The following is a 16,282-nucleotide window of genomic DNA, read 5'->3' on the forward strand; positions in this document are numbered from 1 at the left end:
TGTGGAAATTGTTGAGCGACCGTGCGATGCAAGTGTAGCGGGTTTGCATTTTTCAGGTCGGCTCGCGCACCTATCGACAAGAGGTCACATGATTTCACGCCCCCCGGCGGCTTCGTCCGAATCGCCGACACCCGGCAGCCTGAAAAAGCAGAAAGCGGCTTCGCTCGTGTTGTACGTGGCACTGGTGCTGCTGGCATTGTGGGTCGTGCGGGACTTCATTGCGGTCGCGGCCTGGGCGAGCGTCATCGCGATCGCTCTGTGGCCGTTGTTGCGCAGGGTGGAGGGAAGCCGCGGGTTCACCGGCCGTACCACGCTGATCGCCGCGCTATTGACGCTGGCGATTGCCTTGCTGGCGGTGCTGCCGGTCGGCGTCGGCATCGCGCAAGCGTTACGCGAGGCCCGCGACCTGTCGGACTGGTTCAGAAGCGCGCAGGAAAACGGCATTGCGATGCCGGGCCTGATTGAGCGCTTGCCCATCGGCGCGCAACAGATTTCAACCTGGTGGCAGGCCAATCTCGCTCCGCCATTACGCGAATCGCCGGCGATGAACGGCCTGCACAGCACTACGGTGATGACGCTCGGCCGGCACTTCGGCGCGCGCGTGGCGCACGGCGTGATGGTGTTCGCGTTCATGCTGGTCACACTGTTCGTGATTTTTCAGGCGGGGCCGCGTCTGTCCGGCTCGATTCTCAAAGGCGTGCGGCGCGGCTTCGGCGACGACGGCGCGCGCCTCGTCGAGCGCATGGCTGCGGCGGTGCGCGGCACGGTGTCAGGGCTGGTCGTGGTTGGAGTCGGCGAGGGCGTGCTGCTCGGCATCGCTTACTTCGTCACGGGCTTGCCGCATGCCGCGTTGCTCGGACTCGTCACGGCGATCGCCGCGATGCTGCCGTTCTGCGCGCCGATCACGTTTGGCCTGGCGGCCTTGTGGCTGTTCGCGCAAGGCTCGGTGACCGCGGCCATCGGGCTTGCAGTATTCGGTTCTGTCGTGGTGTTCATCGCCGAGCATTTCGTGCGGCCGGTGCTGATCGGCAACTCGACGCGTTTGCCGTTCCTGCTGGTGCTGTTCGGCATTCTCGGCGGCGCGGAGACGTTCGGGCTGCTGGGTCTGTTCATCGGGCCCGCGCTCATGACCGTGCTGATGGTGCTGTGGAGCGATCTCGTGCAATAGTTGCACGCGAGCCGTTCTTGCATTCAGAAAGAAGACCTGACTCGCGAGGTCACTTACCCCGATCGTGTGAAGCCGGCTTCACGCAGCCGAGTGTGTATTTCAGCGCGGCCGGCAGCAACGCGCTCCATACGTCCCACGTGTGGCCGCCGTCGATGATGCGCAGCGCCGCCGGATTGCCCGCCAGCCGAAGATGCGTATAGAGCGACGACGCGTCGGCCTCGATCGCGAGGTCGTCGTCGCCGGCGGCGATGAACATGGGCAGGCGGTACGGCCGGCTCATATAGCGTTCCCATTGCGCCGGATAGTTGAGCGCATGCCAGACCCGCGGATCGAATTGCCGGTCTCCGAATACGCCGACACGGCGTGCAGCCGAAGCAAGCGGCGGCTCGTTCGCATAGATCGCGGGGCTCAACAGCAGCGCGCCGCAAAAGCGCTCGGGTTGCGTCATCGCATAGCGCAGTGCCCCGAAGCCGCCCATCGACACCCCGCCGATCATCCGGCCGCCGCGCTGCGTCGCGACTGCATAGTGGGCTTCGATCTCGGGCAGCAGATCGTCGAAGAAAGCCGTCTCCATCTTCTCCTTGCGATCGACGTACCAATCCGTGCCGCCTTGCGGCATCACGATCGCGACCGGCGGCATCTCCTTGCGTTCGATCAGCGTGTCGGCGGTGGCTTGCAGATGACCTCGCATGAGCCAGTCGCCGGCGTTGCCGTTATTGCCGTGCAGGAGATACAGCACCGGAATGCGGGCGGTGTCTTGGCGGTAGCCGGTCGGCAGATAGATCGTGTAGGCCCAGTCGCGATCGAGCGCGTCGGAATGGAAGGTCCGGCTGACGACCGTGCTGGCGCTAGCCGGCGTGCCGACGGCAGCGCTCAGCACAAGCAGCGTAGTGGGTAGGAATAGACGCATGTCAGGGTAGGAGACGACCGCGCAGGACGCGCGCGGCCATCATGCTATCAGCATCGGAAGCGGGCGCCGGCAACGCGGCGAAGGATCGCGGGCGCGAGCGGCGTAGTCCTCAGGGCGAGGTGCCGAGGCGCAGGGTAGCGAGCCGGTTTAAAAGCCGGGTGCAGAAGCGCGTGAGCGGCTCGGACGCTTTTGCGACAGCGAACAACGCGCCGACCGCGAACGCGTCCGCGACGAGGCCGAGCGGATAGTTCAGATAGCCGTCGGTGGCTGCATACAGCACCGAATCGACGACCAGTGAAATCACCGCGCCGGCGATAAAACACAGCAACCCCTTGCGGCCGATCATGCCGACCCACGGCAACCATTGAGCGAGCTTCTTCGCCCAGCCAAGCTCGATCAGGTTCGCGACCAGCCACGCAATGGCGAGGAAATTCACCGCGCGCAGATATGAGAGGTTTTGCTTGAGGCTTCCGTCGAGCGGTTCGCGTTCAATGAAGAGCTTGTAGTAAGCCGCGGCGGCCACCACCGCGAGCGCCAGCAGGCTGACGAGCCAGCCCAGACGGTGCGCGCTGATCCGCTGATAGACCGGCTGGCAACGCGCCAGCACGCCGAGCACGAACAGGAGCTGCCAGGCGAACGGATTGAAGTCCCAATGCATGTCTGGCGCGGCCGGCAAATAGGCGTCGATTGCCGGGGCGCCGGCCCACAGCGCGACGCTGCCCGCCAGCAACAGCCACGGCTTGCTGCGCGCGAGCGGCAGAATCATCGGCACCAGCAGGGCGAAGAATGCGTACATCGGCAGCACCGAAGCGAGATACGGCTGACGGCGAAACAGCAGGATGTCGCGCAAGGCGTCCACGGGCGCGTCGATCAGATCGTCGAGATCGGTGGTAGCGAGATTGGGTCCGTCGATGCTGAACGCGGTGAGCACCGCGCTGACCAGCAGCATCAAGCCGGCCGTGACAAGGAACGCGCGATAGATCTCCAGCGAGCGCCGCAGGAAGCGGCTGCGCGCGATCGCCTCGGTACGTCGTTCGGCCAGCGCGGCATAGGCGGTCGCGGTAGCGAAGCCGCCAAGGAACACGAACACCTCGGCGGCATCGCATAACGCGTACGCATGCGGCGTGACACGCGACAGAATGCTGCCGCCGATGTGGTCGACGACGATGATCAGTAGAACCAGCCCGCGAAAAAAATCGAGCTCGATGAGACGGGATTGCGACTTTTGCATTGTGTGGCGCGAGGTCATGCAACAGGCAGCCTCATGCGACGGCGCGCTAGTCCAGCGTGGCGGGCGTCTCACAAGGCTTTTGAATTGGATTGGGTGCTACGGCGGACGGCCGCCCCGCGGATGGCCGCCCGGCGGATACGCGATCCGCGGGGCGGCCATCCGCATCGCCGCTTTCGGGCCGGCACACGTGGTGCGGCTGCAGGGGCAGTAAAAATGACTCGTTTGAATGCGGGGAGTTCCGCTGCAGCGCCGCAAAAACTTTCGATTATATTTCTTTGTGTGACAAGGCTGCTTGCAGCCATGCGGCGCCGGCCTATGTCCCGCGTCGGAGGGCGGGCTTAACTCCGGTCGGCGCGGCGCCGTTTACCTGAATATGCGTCGCTGCAACAGTCGTCAAGGCGTGCTCGTGGAGATTTCGCAACATTTTGAGATAAGGCAGCGACACCCGATGGACGGCGAGCTATCGGCGTGTGAGGATTTCCTGAAAGTAGGTCGGGGTTGATCAAGGCGTTGTCAGAGCGTCATAAGAAAGTGGTCGGGTCGAGTCCCGTTGCTCGAGTGCAGGGAGATCTTCATGAACAAGCAAGTGTTCGCGCTGGCTGTCTCCGCCGCTATGTCCGCCACATTTGCCGTGCCCGGGTTCGCGCAGACCAGCGTGACCTTGTACGGCGTCCTCGACGAAGGCATCAACTACACCAACAATGTCGGCCGCGGCCATGTCTATGAACTGGCGAGCGGCTATGCGCAAGGCAGCCGTTGGGGCCTGAGAGGCGCGGAGGAGTTGGGCGGCGGCCTGAAAGCGATCTTCCAGTTGGAAAACGGTTTCGACGTCAATTCCGGCAGGCTCGGCCAGGGCGGCCGGATGTTCGGCCGCCAGGCCTTTGTCGGCCTGAGCGCGGAGCGGTACGGCGGATTGACGTTCGGCCGTCAGTACGACTCGGTGGTCGACTATCTGGCGCAGACCACGGCCAATGGCAACTGGGCCGGCGCGCTGTTCTCGCATCCCTACGATAACGACAACACCGACAACTCGTTTCGCCTCGACAACACAGTCAAGTACACCAGCCCGCAGATTTCCGGCTTCCAGTTCGGCGGCACCTACAGCTTCAGCAACGATACGAACTTCGCGAATAATCGCGCGTACAGCTTCGGCGGCCAGTACGCCTACGGCGGCCTGCTGGTGGCCGCCGCGTATCTGCAGGCCAACAACCCAGGCAACGGCGCAAACGGCGCAATCACCGCGAACGACGCCAGCTTTATCGCCGCCCGCATGCGTGTGTTCGGCGGCGGCATCACCTACACCTTCGGCCCGGCCACTGCGGGCTTCTCGTACAGCAACTCGAACTACCTGGATCCGACCGGCAACGGCTACCTCGGCGTGACCCCGCTGGTGCCGCCCGGCGTGTTGCTGAACTCGCTCAAATACCAGAACTTCGAGTTGAACGGCAAGTATCAGATCTCGCCGATGCTGTTCGTCGGCGCCCAGTATGTGTACACGATGGAAACCTACGACGCGTCGAGCGGCGGCGTGAAGCCGAGAATCCACTCGTTCGGCCTGATGGCGGATTACAACTTGTCCAAGCGCACCGACCTGTACATTCAGGGAGAGTATCAGCAGGTTACCGGCGACCCGACGTATTCGATACTCGATGAAGCCTTTACGCCCGGCACCCAGGGGCCTTCATCGACGTCGAGGCAGGTCGTGGTGCGGGCGGCGATACGGCATAAGTTCTAGCGGCGGGCACCTGGCGCGTTCATCGGCCGGGTTCATCGGCCGCGCTCTGGTGGGTGTCCGAGAAGCGCACCGACACCAGACCTTCATCGCCTTCGAACACCCAGACCGCCCCTTCATGACGCAGCGGTTCGCCGAGTCCGGACGCCCATTTCGGGAATGCCTCGGGTGGCGACGCGAATGCGTAGACGTCGCGCCAATCGCGGGCAATGCGAGTGCTGATGATTTTCGATTCCACGGGCCGTGTCATATCGTCTCCTGCGTTGTTTCCTGTGAGTGCGCGCGATGAACTCGCATGCGATGGGCCGCTCAAATGGTATCGCGCCGAAGGCAGCTTTTGCAGGTGCATGTCACCGCGCGTGTAATGGCGCGTTCAACGGCGCCACGTTTCGCCGCAGAAAACCTGATTCCCTTCCTGGAGACTTCATGAGCAATCGCGCGACGCAGATCCTTCCTCATCATCGTTACGTTCATTCGCTGGGCGCGCCGCTGGCTTGCGTGCAAGGCACGATCACCAAGGTGTTCGCCAGTCCGGACAACCACCACGGCGCGAATCACCAGCACTTCGTCATCAAGATCGACAAGGTCGTGAAGTTCGAAGGCGGTACGCAGAATCTGGTGGGCACCGAAGTATTCGTCGCCGTGCGTTTCGGCGACAACGAGGGGCTGGCACAGGAGATTCCGGGCTTGCAGGCCGGGCAGCCTATCGAGGCGCAAGGCGAATACATTCCGGACGCCAGCGCCTATCCGACCGCCGACAACGAGAATCCCGTGCTGCCGGTGCTGCACTTCACGCATCATCCGGTCGGCTATGTGCTTTATCAGGGGCAGTACTATAGCTAGCCTCGTAGCTAGCCTCGCCGCTAGCCCCTCTGGCTGAATTCCGCTCAATCGGCGCACGCCGCCGTCCTCGCGCTGTTCGTCCGCTCGTGCCTTCGCCTGCGGCCGGCGATTCAAGTTTTGGCGGCGCTTTGCCGTTAAAGAAAACGTTATCGTCCGGTCGTCGAGGCGGAGCCGTTGCCGGCTCTTTCGACGGCGCCTCGCGGCGCCGTGTGCCACGCCGCAAGAGAGCGGCCCGCCGCAATACCGTGCGTAAGGTTTGTATCAGAGTGTTTGGCGCGGCGCGTTTTTTGCAAAATGCATTTTACAATTCCGCTTGGATTTTAATCGGCAATCTGGCCCTTTTCATGGAAGATCGCCGGTTTTAGGGCACCCCACAGGGGTAACAGGATTTGAATAAACGGTAGGGCCTGGGTGGGCGCCGCACGAGGCGGCCTCGCCGTGTCGCAGGGATCGCAGCGCGTCGTACGAACGCGCGCATCGCTCGCGGCACCCCGGCTCGCCAATGAATAAGGCAGGAGTCGAACATGTTGGGAAAGCGTTTCGACAGAACAATGATGGCCAGTTTGGCCGGCGTATGGGTTGCGCTGGCGGTCAGCGGTTGTGCGAATGTGGAGCAGCAGGGCGCGCAGACGGAAACGGCATCCAGTGCAGCGGCTGCGTCCGGCGCGGCAGCTTCGGGTGCACCCGTGGCTTCGGCGACGCCAGCGTCCGATGCGGGTGCCGCGGCGCAGGCAAAGGCCAATTATGACGCGGCGCTCAAGAAGGCGTCGCAGCTGATGTATCGCGTCAAGCGCGGCGACACGTTGGCGCGCATCGCGCAGAGTAACAATTGCAGTGTCAGACAGTTGCAGGCATGGAACGGCCTGAAGCCGTCCTCGCGGCTGAAGAGGGGGCAGGTGCTGCACCTCGCAGCGCCGGAAACCGTGCGGGCGGCCAACGCGGCGGCGGCTGCTGCCAAGGCTGAGGCTGCGTCCGCGCCGGCTGCGTCGCTTGCGGCTCAGTCGTCATCGGCCCCGGCGTCGGCGGCCGCCGCTCAGACGGCCGCGCCTGGCGCGGCCGATGCGCGCGAAGTCGCGCAGCAGACCCAGCGGCACGCGAAAGGCGTCTCGCTGGCATGGCCGGCGGGCGGCAAGGTCGTCGAGAGCTTCCAGCCTGGCGAAACGCGCGGCATCGAGATCGGCGGCAAGGCGGGCGATCCGGTGCGGGCTGCGGCCGACGGCAAGGTGATGTATGCCGGCACGGGTCTGAACGGTTACGGCAGTCTGATCATCGTCCAGCACAACAAGGACTTTCTGACCGCCTACTCGCATAACCGCAAGCTGCTGGTCAAGACCGGCGACATCGTGGTGCAGGGGCAGCAGATCGCCGAGATGGGCGACGAAAAGAACTCGCGCGTTTCCGTGGGCTTCGAGTTGCGCCGCGACGGCAAGCCGATCGATCCGATGCCCTATTTGCCTCAAGGGCGCGGCTAAGCCTGGGTATTTAATCCAACCAGCGCAGCGCCGCCGCGACAATCGCTTCGGGCGCATCTTCCTGCATCAGATGACCTGCTTTCGGCACCGCCTGAAAACGCGCCTCCGGTATCGCGCCGGCTAGTTGGCGGCCGCGCTCCAGCGGAATCCATTGGTCCTCTTCGCCCCACAGGATTTGCGTCGGACAGCGCACCTGCGGATAGCGCGCTTCGACTTCGTCGGTGTAGCGCTGGTCCATTTGCGCGATCTGCCGGTAGAACGCGGCTTGTCCGGTTTCGCCGAGCCACGGCGTCACGTAAGGTGCGAGTTCTTCGTCCGGAATATCGCGTGCGATGGCGCCACGCAGATACGCTTTCACCACCGCTTCGTGGATATAAGGCGGCAGTCCGGCGAACGCGTCGCCGTGCTCGCGCACGTGCCGAACGAACGGCGAACCCCACGGCGCGACAGCGACCGGATCGATCAGCGTAAGGCTGCGATAGTCGCAGCCGTCGATCAGATGCGCGCGCAACGAAGTCGCGCCGCCGAAGTCATGGGCAATGACGTCCGGGCTCTTCAGTTGCCAATGCGCGAGCAATTCCGCCAGCAGAACATTCTGCACGCCGAGCGACACGTCCTGACCGTCGCACTGTTGCGATTGGCCGTAGCCGAGCAGGTCGTAGTAATAGACGGTGCGAATCTGCGCGAGATGCGGGGCGATGCGATGCCACACGTACGAAGAAAACGGTGTGCCATGAATCAGCACCAGCGGCGGACCGTTGCCGGTTACATGAAAGCGCACGGTTTGAGCACGGAACGTATAGCTTTCGGTGAGCGGCCAGTTTTTCATAGCAGGGAGTATCGCGAAAAAGTCCGCTTACCTTAACAGGCCCATGCAACGCGTGTCGATCGGCTTGCGTCGTCGCGCATTCGCTGCATGCCTCCCGCAAAACCTCACCTTTAATTTATTCAGCAAAGCCAGGGATTGTCATGCATCGCGCTGGCCGATCGACTTGCGGGCAGCGTCGGTACAGCGAACTATTACGAATCGGGCACAAATTGCCTTGAAATAAGGTGTTGTTGTGTCGGCCGGTGCCGGAAATCCTGGTAATCACGCGGGGCAGGCCGATTCCGTGTTGCCGTGGACGACGCTTGATCGGCCAGAACGCGCGTTCTGCAATGGTGAGGGAATTCGGGAGCCGAAGGCGTCTTCGGCCCATCTCGACGAAGCGGATGAGTAGCGCAGCCGGCTACTTCGTTTCAGTGCCGCGCAGCAGTTGCGAAACCTCGCCGTGGTGATGCAGGATCGCCGGATCGGCCTGCAACAGCGGCAGATAGCGCGGCAGAAAAGCATTGTTGGGCTGATTAGGAGAAAAGAGCCCCGTGACCGCTTCGACCGCGGCGAGCCGGTCGGCCGAGTCGGCCTCTTTATCGTCGAGAATCTCGTCGACGTTTGCAATGACGGTGGATAGCGGCGTGAGCCAGCGAAACGCCGAACCGTTGATGAGCACTTGCAGGAATGCCGCGGGCGTTACCGGACCGAATTCCTTTTCATACGAGGCGCGTTCGTGATCGAGAATCGCCTTATGCAGCGTCAATAGCGGTCGGCGAATCTCCGAGAGGAATTGAATGTTTTGCTGGTCGTTCATCGTGCTGCTCCTTTCGCGTTTCCGTCGCGCTTCTGTCAGACAGTCAGACCGGATCAAACCGGCTGATCGGGTCAAGCCATACCCATGCTAACAAAATCGCTCAACAATGAATCAGGAACAATTCAGCAATCGCCTGCACTGCGTGGGCGCGAGCCGTTGAGCCGACGGTAACGCATTGATTTGAACCCCCTTTTCAGCTTCGGCTCGCGATGAGGCAGGGCACTTGTCCGCGCACCAGCATGTGCAGCCTCGCGGCGAACTTCTTTCGCGGCGGCTACAATTTCCCCGTCTCGCACGGCGCCATCGCGCTGCGCAGTTCTTCCGCTTCAATCGCACGCCAGCCCCATCGCGTATTAGTACGGCTTGCCGAATAAATACGGCACGTCTTTGCGTTTTGGTTCAACGTCCCCGTCTAAACAGCCTGATAAACAATAAATCCCCCTCGGAGCCGCCCATGACAGCGCTTAACATCAACGGCCAGACCCATACCGTCGACGCACCGCCCGACATGCCCTTGCTGTGGGTCTTGCGCGACATCGTTGGCTTGACCGGCACCAAGTTCGGTTGCGGCATCGCTCAATGCGGCGCGTGCACCGTGCATCTCGACGGCGTCGCGGTGCGCTCGTGCGTGCTGCCGGCGTCTGCGGTCGGCGACAGGAAGATCACCACTATCGAAGCGGTCGGCAACACGCCGGCCGGGCAGAAGGTCCAGCAGGCATGGCGTCAACTGGATGTCGTGCAATGCGGATACTGTCAGTCGGGGCAGGTGATGTCGGCGGCATCGCTGCTGGCAAGCAACCCGAATCCCACCGACGCGGACATCGACGCCGCCATGGCCGGCAACATCTGCCGCTGTGGGACCTACAACCGCATTCGCGCGGCGATCAAGCAAGCCGCGAAGGGGGCCTGACATGTCCCAGGGATTGCTCGATGCACAAAACGGCGCGCAGCCGTCGAAGGGCGGCCAGAGTGGTGGCATCACGCGCCGCACGTTCCTGAAATTCGGCGTGACGGTGGGCGCGGCGACGGGCGGCGGCTTGCTGCTCGGCTTCAGCATGCCGGCGGTCAGCCAGGACCAGAAAGCCGGCAAATCGGTGATCGGCGGCAACGGCAATGAAGCGCCGCAAAACGGCGTGTTCGCGCCGAACGCGTTCATCCAGATCGACACGGCGGGCAAGGTCACACTGGTGATTCCGAAGGTCGAGATGGGCCAGGGCGTCTATACGTCGATCCCGATGCTGATCGCCGAAGAACTCGAAGTGCCGCTCGACTCGGTCACGCTCGACCATGCGCCGCCGAACGAAAAGCTCTTCATGGACCCGCTGCTCGGCGGCCAGCTCACCGGCGGCTCGACGTCGATCCGTTATGCGTGGGAGCCGATGCGCCGCGCCGGCGCGGCCGCGCGCACCGTCTTGATCAGCGCCGCAGCGCAGCAGTGGCAGGTGGATCCGGCCAGCTGCCATGCGCAGGCAGGCCAGGTGATTCACGCGGCCAGCAATCGCCGCATCGGCTACGGGCAATTGGCCGGGGCCGCCGCGAAACTGCCCGCGCCGCAAAACGTCAAGCTCAAGGACCCGAAAGATTTCAAGCTGATCGGCACGCCGGTCAAGCGGCTCGACTCGCCGGAGAAGGTCGACGGCACCGCCATGTTCGGCCTCGACGTACGCGTGCCGGACATGGTCTATGCGGCGATCGCGAACTGCCCGGTGTTCGGCGGCACGCTCGCGAGCGTCGACGACACCAACGCGAAGAAGATTCCCGGCGTGCGCCAGGTCGTCAGGATCGACAACGCCGTGGCCGTGATCGGCGACCACACGTGGGCGGCCAAACGCGGCGTGCAGGCGCTCGATATCAAGTGGAACGAAGGCGCGGGCGCGAATCTCTCGATGAAGCAGATCGTCGACGATCTCGCCGATGCGTCGCAGCGCAGCGGCGCGGTGGCGCGTAAAGATGGCGACGTCGGCAACGCGTTTTCGAACGCGAAGACACGCGTCGATGCGGTCTATCAACAGCCATTCCTCGCCCACGCCACGATGGAGCCGATCAATTGCACGGTCCACGTGCGGCCGGACGGCTGCGATATCTGGCTCGGCTCGCAAGTGCCGACGCGGGTGGTGGATGCCGCTGTCGCCGTGACCGGTTTGCCGGCCGGGAAGATCGTCGTGCACAACCATCTGATCGGCGGCGGCTTTGGCCGGCGGCTCGAGTTCGATATGGTGACGCAGGCAGTGAAGGTCGCCAAACAGGTGTCGACGCCGGTGAAGGTCGTCTGGACGCGCGAAGAGGACATCCAGCACGATATGTACCGGCCTTACTACTACGACAGGATTTCCGCCGGGCTCGACGCGAACGGCAAGCCGATCGCATGGCAGCACCGGATTGTGGGCTCGTCGATTCTGGCGCGCTTCGCGCCGCCCGCGTTCAGGAACGGACTCGATCCGGATGCCGTCGAAGTCGCCGCGGACCTGCCATACGACTTGCCGAATCAGCTGGTCGACTACGTGCGTCAGGAGCCGCATACGGTACCGACTGCCTTCTGGCGCGGCGTGGGCCCGACACGCGGCACCTTTGTGGTCGAGAGTTTCATCGACGAACTGGCCGCGCAGGCGAAGATCGATCCGGTCAAATATCGTCAGGACCTGCTCGGCAAGACGCCGCGCGCGCTGAACGTGCTCAACACCGCGACACAGGCCGCGAACTGGGGCAAGGCGGTGCCGAAGGGGCAAGGGCGCGGCGTCTCGGTGATGCACGCGTTCGGCAGCTTCTTCTCGATGGTCGCCGATGTCACGGTCGATAAGGGCGAGGTGACGGTGAAGCGCGTGGTGTGCGCGGTCGATTGCGGCATGGTGGTCAATCCGAACACGGTGGAAGCGCAGGTGCAGGGCGGCATCATCTTCGGCATCACGGCGGCGCTTTATAGCGAGATCACGATCAAGGACGGCCGCGTCGAGCAGAGCAATTTCACCGACTACCGGATGCTGCGCATCGATCAGACGCCGGCCATCGAGGTGCATATCGTGAAGAGCAGCGAGGCGCCCGGCGGCATCGGCGAGCCGGGCACGGCGGCGCTCGCGCCCGCTCTCGCGAACGCGATCTATGCGGCCACCGGCAAGCGGCTGCGGCAATTGCCGGTCGGCAGCCAACTGCACGCCGCCTAACAGCTTTGCATGGGATCGGAGTAAGCGCTAAAGCGCTAACTCCGATCGACAGGAGCCTGACATGAAAAACACACTCAAGGGTTTCGGCGCGGCGCTGTGCGTGGCGCTGCCGTTCCTGACCCAAGCCCCGGCGCGCGCCGCCGACCAGGAGTTGGTGCAACGCGGCGCGTATCTCGCGAAAGTCGGCGATTGCGTGGCCTGTCATTCGGCGCCGAAGCGCAAGCCGTTCGCGGGCGGCCTGCCGATGACCACGCCGATGGGCCAGATCTACACGACCAACATCACGCCCGATCCGGCCACCGGCATCGGCAGTTACACCGAGGAGGACTTCGCGAGGGCGATGCGCGCAGGCGTCGCGAAAGACGGCCACAACCTGTATCCGGCGATGCCGTATCCGTCCTACGCCAAGGTCAACGACGACGACATGAAGGCGCTCTACGCGTTTTTCATGAACGGCGTCGCACCGGTGCAGCAGGCGAATCGCGAGCCGGACATCAAATGGCCGTTGAACATGCGCTGGCCGTTGAAGATATGGAACATGGTGTTTCTTGACAAGGGCGTCTACCAGAACAAGCCCGGCAAGGATGTCGCGTGGAATCGCGGCGCGTACCTGATTCAGGGCCTGGGGCACTGCGGCTCGTGTCACACGCCGCGCGGCACCGCGTTCCAGGAGAAGGCGCTGGATGAATCCGGCAGCGCCTTCCTGACCGGCGGCCTGCTCGACGGCTGGTTCGCGGCGAACCTGACCGGCGAACACAACGTCGGGCTCGGCCGCTGGAACGAGCAGGATCTGACGGCGTTCCTGAAGACCGGCGCGAATCGCCATGCGTCGGCGTTCGGCTCGATGACCAGCGTGATCAACAACAGCACGCAGGCCATGAACGACACCGACATCGCCGCGATGACGACGTATCTGAAGTCGTTGCCGCCGGCGGGCGGCACGAGCGCGGCGCCTTACACCTACGATCCGCGGGCCACGAAGGTGTCGTTGAACCGCCCCGCGAACGATGCCGGCGCGCGCGTCTACACGGCGTATTGCATGCACTGTCACGGCGTCGATGGACGAGGCTTCGCGCCGATGCTGGCGCCTTTGGCCGGTAATCCGAACGTGCTGGAGAAGGACCCGTCGTCGCTGATCAACGTGACGCTGAACGGCACGGGCGATCTGGTGATCGGCGGTATTCCCGCGCCGTACCCGATGCCGAAGTACGCGCCGGTGCTCAACGATCGGCAGATCGTCGACGTGCTGACGTTCGTGCGCACCGGGTGGAACAACGGTGCGCCGGCGGTGAGCGCAGAAGACGTGGCGAAGCTGCGGAAGTCGACGCAAGCAGCGCGGTAATCACGCCAAATAGGCAAAAAAAGCGGCAACCGTGTAGAACGGTTGCCGTTTTTTTCATAGCCGCAAATCGATCACCGATGCTGCCCGATCTTCTGCCGCTTCTCCAGCACTCGCGCATACCACGTCAACGGGAAGCACATCGCGAAGTAAATCATCGCGACCATGCCGTAGATCGGGAACGGCCGGAACGCGGCATTGGTGATCATCGTGCCGGTCTTGGTCAACTCGGTGAAGCCGATGATCGACGCAAGCGCGGTGCTTTTCACCACTTGCACGAGAAAGCCGACTGTCGGCGCAACCGCGATTTTCAGCGCCTGCGGCCACACGATATAGCGCAGTTGCTGACTGAACGTCATGCCGAGACTGGCGCCGGCTGCCCACTGGCCACGCGGCACCGCTTCGACACAGCCGCGCCAGATATCGACCAGATACGCGCTCGTATAAAGCGTCAGCGTGACGGCCGCCGCGACCCAGGGCGACACGTCGACGCCCAGCAACGGCAGCCCGAAGAACGCGAGAAACAGCTGCATCAGGAGCGGCGTGCCCTGAAACACTTCGACGTACACCACGACGATGCGGCGCAGCCAAGGCAACGGCGAAACGCGCATCGCCAACAACAGCAGCCCGACGATGCCGCCGCCGACAAACGCGATCAACGACAGCAACACTGTCCAGCGGGCGGCAAGCAGCAGATTGCGGGCGATGTCCCACAGCGTGAATTCGACCATGATCAACGCTCCGTCGGCAGAGCGCGTGCGCCGCGCCAGGCAAAGCGCGTGCGCCAGTTGCGCGGCGCGCTGCCGGCGCCTCGCGCTGCGCGGCCGGCGAACAGTCCGCGTCCAAATCGGTTCAATAATTGCCGCAACAGGATCGACAGCAGCAGGTAAGTGGCGGTGATGATCACGTAGCTTTCGAACGAGCGGAAGTTGCGCGACTGGATGAAGTTGGCCGCGTAGGTCAGATCGGGCACCGAGATCTGCGACACGACAGCCGAGCCGAGCATCACGATCAGCACCTGGCTCAGCAGCGCCGGAAACACATTGGCGACCGCCTGCGGCAGCACGACATAGCGAAACACCTGGCGGCCATGCAGGCCAAGTGCCTGCGCCGCCTGCACCTGGCCGCGCGAAATCGAATCGATGCCGGCGCGCACGATCTCGATCGCGTAGGCGCCGAGATTGACGGTCATCGCCAGAATCGCGGCCTGGATTTCGTCGATATGAATGCCGAGGCTCGGCAAGCCGAAGAAGACAAAGAACAACTGCACGATGAAAGGCGTGTTGCGGATCAGCTCGACATAGCTCGCGACCACCCAGCGCGCCCACTTCGGCCCAGCCACCGCGACGCTCGCGCCGGCAATGCCGACCAGCCCGCCGAGCAGGGTGGACACGGCCGTGAGCCCCAAGGTCACGGCTACGCCGCGCGCAAGCATCCCCGCATAGAGGCCGAAGCCGCTGAAATCGAACGCATAGGTCATGGCGTGGCGCTCATCGTGAGGTCAAACTCCAGCGCGGACGCCCCGAAGGAAGTCCCCTTGGGGGACCGGCAGGCCAGTCCGCGCAAAAAAGGTTTAGAGGTCGGCCGGCAGCGGGGCGCGCAGCCATTTCTGCGAAATCGCGTTCATCGTGCCGTCCTTGCGGGCCCTGGCAATCGTCTCGTCGATTTTCTGCTTCAGACGCGGCTCGTTCTTGTTCAAACCGACGTGATCCGGGGAGCTGAACAGCGAAAACTTCTGCTCCGGATCGTTCGCCGGATGACGCGCGAGGATCGTCGCACCGACGTCGTTGCCGACCACCATCAACTGTACCTGACCAGAAATAAATGCCGAAATTGCGCCATTCGGATCGTCGAAACGTTTGATGTTCGCGCTGGGCGGCGCGATCTTGCTGACGCTCAGGTCCTCCAGCGTGCCGCGCGCGACCGAAATCGACTTGCCGGCGAGGTCGGCGGCGTTTTTCACGGTCAGGGTTTTCGAGCCGAAGACGGCGAGGTAGTAGGGGGCGTACGGCTGCGAGAAGTCGATCACCTTTTCACGTTCCGGCGTCTGGCCGACCGACAGCAGCATGTCCGCCTTGTGATCGGCAAGGTAGGCCATGCGGTTGTCGCCCGTCACCTGGACGAGTTCGACCTTCGCGTTGAGCGCACGGCCGATCAGGTTGGCGACGTCGATGTCGTAGCCCATCGGCTTCATGTCCGGGCCGATCGAACCGAACGGCGGGTAGTCTTCGAATACGCCGATGCGCACCGTGCCGGACCTGGCGATCGTGTCGAGCGCATCGGCATGGGCGGCCGACGGAAAAGCGCACAGCGCGCCGAGGCCCGTGAAGGCCAGGGTCGCGGCGAGCGTGGCGAACACGCGGCGAGTGGTTGATTTGGCAGTCTGGTTCATGGTCGTTCCTCTGTCTTAAACGTCGGTGGTTTTAATAAGCGGATTTCAATGGGCCGCGCGGGCGGCGATCAGTTTGCACGCATGCGGTGGCAATTCCGCATGCACCGGCATGCCGAGCGCGAGCCCCGGCGTTTCGCGCGGCGTCGTCGCGGCTGTCAGCGTGAAGCCGGTGCAATCGAGCGTTGCTTCGAGCGAGGTGCCGACGCCGCGGATAAACGTCACCGTGCCCGCGAGGCGATTCGGCCCGGCATCGTTGCCAGAGTGTTGCGTGTGGATGCACTCTAGGTTTGCCAAAATCCTCCAACAAACGAAATATGCGCATGGAGTCCATGACGTAATCTCATGCGCGAGCCGTTGCGCGATGCTCGTGGCGGGTTCGTTTGACGCAGCGGGAGCGCCGATGCAGTGG

General features: G+C 63.5%; 15 protein-coding genes and 1 pseudogene. 7 read left to right on the top strand and 9 right to left on the bottom strand.

What is annotated here, in order from left to right; genetic code table 11:
* Positions 1-88 precede the first annotated feature (88 nt).
* Positions 89-1,168: an AI-2E family transporter gene (locus AC07WT_RS28660; protein ID WP_494949540.1), complete on the top strand. Its 1,080-nt coding sequence runs from the start codon at positions 89-91 to the stop codon at positions 1,166-1,168.
* Between the two features lie 49 nt (positions 1,169-1,217).
* On the opposite strand, the gene AC07WT_RS28665 is transcribed toward AC07WT_RS28660, so the two are convergent.
* Entirely contained in the window at positions 1,218-2,078 is an 861-nt protein-coding gene (locus AC07WT_RS28665) for an alpha/beta hydrolase (protein ID WP_494949541.1), read from the bottom strand.
* Positions 2,079-2,187: 109 nt separating this feature from the next.
* Entirely contained in the window at positions 2,188-3,309 is a 1,122-nt protein-coding gene (locus AC07WT_RS28670; RefSeq protein ID WP_494949542.1) for an OpgC domain-containing protein, read from the bottom strand.
* Positions 3,310-3,883: 574 nt separating this feature from the next.
* Here AC07WT_RS28670 and AC07WT_RS28675 point away from each other — a divergent pair.
* Positions 3,884-5,044, top strand: coding sequence for a porin (locus tag AC07WT_RS28675; protein WP_494949543.1), 1,161 nt, complete (start codon positions 3,884-3,886; stop codon positions 5,042-5,044).
* A gap of 19 nt (positions 5,045-5,063) precedes the next feature.
* On the opposite strand, the gene AC07WT_RS28680 is transcribed toward AC07WT_RS28675, so the two are convergent.
* On the bottom strand, positions 5,064-5,291 hold the full coding sequence (locus tag AC07WT_RS28680; RefSeq protein ID WP_494949544.1) for a hypothetical protein: 228 nt from the start codon (positions 5,289-5,291) through the stop codon (positions 5,064-5,066).
* 176 nt (positions 5,292-5,467) lie between these two features.
* On the opposite strand from AC07WT_RS28680, the gene AC07WT_RS28685 reads away from it, so the two are divergent.
* Both AC07WT_RS28685 and AC07WT_RS28690 read left to right on the top strand, forming a co-directional pair.
* Positions 5,468-5,884, top strand: a complete 417-nt coding sequence (locus AC07WT_RS28685; RefSeq protein ID WP_494949545.1) for a hypothetical protein — start codon at positions 5,468-5,470, stop codon at positions 5,882-5,884.
* A gap of 524 nt (positions 5,885-6,408) precedes the next feature.
* Positions 6,409-7,356, top strand: coding sequence for a peptidoglycan DD-metalloendopeptidase family protein (locus AC07WT_RS28690; RefSeq protein ID WP_494949546.1), 948 nt, complete (start codon positions 6,409-6,411; stop codon positions 7,354-7,356).
* Between the two features lie 10 nt (positions 7,357-7,366).
* Here AC07WT_RS28690 and AC07WT_RS28695 read toward each other — a convergent pair whose 3' ends face one another.
* Together AC07WT_RS28695 and AC07WT_RS28700 are read right to left on the bottom strand one after the other, a co-directional pair.
* Positions 7,367-8,185, bottom strand: a complete 819-nt coding sequence (locus tag AC07WT_RS28695) for an alpha/beta fold hydrolase (RefSeq protein ID WP_494949547.1) — start codon at positions 8,183-8,185, stop codon at positions 7,367-7,369.
* A 400-nt stretch (positions 8,186-8,585) separates the two neighbouring features.
* Positions 8,586-8,984, bottom strand: coding sequence for a hypothetical protein (locus AC07WT_RS28700; protein WP_492594320.1), 399 nt, complete (start codon positions 8,982-8,984; stop codon positions 8,586-8,588).
* A gap of 454 nt (positions 8,985-9,438) precedes the next feature.
* Here AC07WT_RS28700 and AC07WT_RS28705 point away from each other — a divergent pair, with 454 nt between their 5' ends.
* The 3 genes from AC07WT_RS28705 (at position 9,439) to AC07WT_RS28715 (ending at position 13,484) form a co-directional block, all read left to right on the top strand.
* Positions 9,439-9,894 carry a (2Fe-2S)-binding protein gene (locus AC07WT_RS28705; protein ID WP_494949548.1) on the top strand — a complete coding sequence of 152 codons (456 nt, stop codon included), beginning with the start codon at positions 9,439-9,441 and terminating at the stop codon, positions 9,892-9,894.
* A 1-nt stretch (position 9,895) separates the two neighbouring features.
* Positions 9,896-12,142, top strand: coding sequence for a xanthine dehydrogenase family protein molybdopterin-binding subunit (locus AC07WT_RS28710; RefSeq protein WP_494949549.1), 2,247 nt, complete (start codon positions 9,896-9,898; stop codon positions 12,140-12,142).
* Positions 12,143-12,203: 61 nt separating this feature from the next.
* Positions 12,204-13,484, top strand: coding sequence for a c-type cytochrome (locus AC07WT_RS28715; RefSeq protein WP_494949550.1), 1,281 nt, complete (start codon positions 12,204-12,206; stop codon positions 13,482-13,484).
* 71 nt (positions 13,485-13,555) lie between these two features.
* On the opposite strand, the gene AC07WT_RS28720 is transcribed toward AC07WT_RS28715, so the two are convergent.
* The 4 genes and pseudogenes from AC07WT_RS28720 to AC07WT_RS28735 all read right to left on the bottom strand — a co-directional run.
* Positions 13,556-14,212, bottom strand: a complete 657-nt coding sequence (locus AC07WT_RS28720) for an amino acid ABC transporter permease (RefSeq protein ID WP_494949551.1) — start codon at positions 14,210-14,212, stop codon at positions 13,556-13,558.
* 2 nt (positions 14,213-14,214) lie between these two features.
* Positions 14,215-14,961 (bottom strand): amino acid ABC transporter permease, encoded by a 747-nt coding sequence (locus AC07WT_RS28725; protein ID WP_492594315.1) that lies wholly within the window; start codon positions 14,959-14,961, stop codon positions 14,215-14,217.
* A 93-nt stretch (positions 14,962-15,054) separates the two neighbouring features.
* Complete coding sequence (locus AC07WT_RS28730; protein WP_494949552.1) at positions 15,055-15,873, bottom strand: transporter substrate-binding domain-containing protein; 819 nt, start codon at positions 15,871-15,873, stop codon at positions 15,055-15,057.
* A gap of 45 nt (positions 15,874-15,918) precedes the next feature.
* Positions 15,919-16,125: pseudogene (locus AC07WT_RS28735) on the bottom strand (polyamine ABC transporter ATP-binding protein); the annotation flags it as partial.
* Between the last annotated feature and the right edge of the window lie 157 nt (positions 16,126-16,282).

The sequence above is a fragment of the Paraburkholderia sp. GW821-FHT02A12 genome, from assembly GCF_059422005.1.

Excerpts from the sequence above, each read along its gene's own strand:
- AC07WT_RS28660 (WP_494949540.1), top strand. The coding sequence starts at position 89 with ATGATTTCACGCCCCCCGGCGGCTTCGTCCGAATCGCCGACACCCGGC.
- AC07WT_RS28665 (WP_494949541.1), bottom strand. The coding sequence starts at position 2,078 with ATGCGTCTATTCCTACCCACTACGCTGCTTGTGCTGAGCGCTGCCGTC.
- AC07WT_RS28670 (WP_494949542.1), bottom strand. The coding sequence starts at position 3,309 with ATGCAAAAGTCGCAATCCCGTCTCATCGAGCTCGATTTTTTTCGCGGG.
- AC07WT_RS28675 (WP_494949543.1), top strand. The coding sequence starts at position 3,884 with ATGAACAAGCAAGTGTTCGCGCTGGCTGTCTCCGCCGCTATGTCCGCC.
- AC07WT_RS28680 (WP_494949544.1), bottom strand. The coding sequence starts at position 5,291 with ATGACACGGCCCGTGGAATCGAAAATCATCAGCACTCGCATTGCCCGC.
- AC07WT_RS28685 (WP_494949545.1), top strand. The coding sequence starts at position 5,468 with ATGAGCAATCGCGCGACGCAGATCCTTCCTCATCATCGTTACGTTCAT.
- AC07WT_RS28690 (WP_494949546.1), top strand. The coding sequence starts at position 6,409 with ATGTTGGGAAAGCGTTTCGACAGAACAATGATGGCCAGTTTGGCCGGC.
- AC07WT_RS28695 (WP_494949547.1), bottom strand. The coding sequence starts at position 8,185 with ATGAAAAACTGGCCGCTCACCGAAAGCTATACGTTCCGTGCTCAAACC.
- AC07WT_RS28700 (WP_492594320.1), bottom strand. The coding sequence starts at position 8,984 with ATGAACGACCAGCAAAACATTCAATTCCTCTCGGAGATTCGCCGACCG.
- AC07WT_RS28705 (WP_494949548.1), top strand. The coding sequence starts at position 9,439 with ATGACAGCGCTTAACATCAACGGCCAGACCCATACCGTCGACGCACCG.
- AC07WT_RS28710 (WP_494949549.1), top strand. The coding sequence starts at position 9,896 with ATGTCCCAGGGATTGCTCGATGCACAAAACGGCGCGCAGCCGTCGAAG.
- AC07WT_RS28715 (WP_494949550.1), top strand. The coding sequence starts at position 12,204 with ATGAAAAACACACTCAAGGGTTTCGGCGCGGCGCTGTGCGTGGCGCTG.
- AC07WT_RS28720 (WP_494949551.1), bottom strand. The coding sequence starts at position 14,212 with ATGGTCGAATTCACGCTGTGGGACATCGCCCGCAATCTGCTGCTTGCC.
- AC07WT_RS28725 (WP_492594315.1), bottom strand. The coding sequence starts at position 14,961 with ATGACCTATGCGTTCGATTTCAGCGGCTTCGGCCTCTATGCGGGGATG.
- AC07WT_RS28730 (WP_494949552.1), bottom strand. The coding sequence starts at position 15,873 with ATGAACCAGACTGCCAAATCAACCACTCGCCGCGTGTTCGCCACGCTC.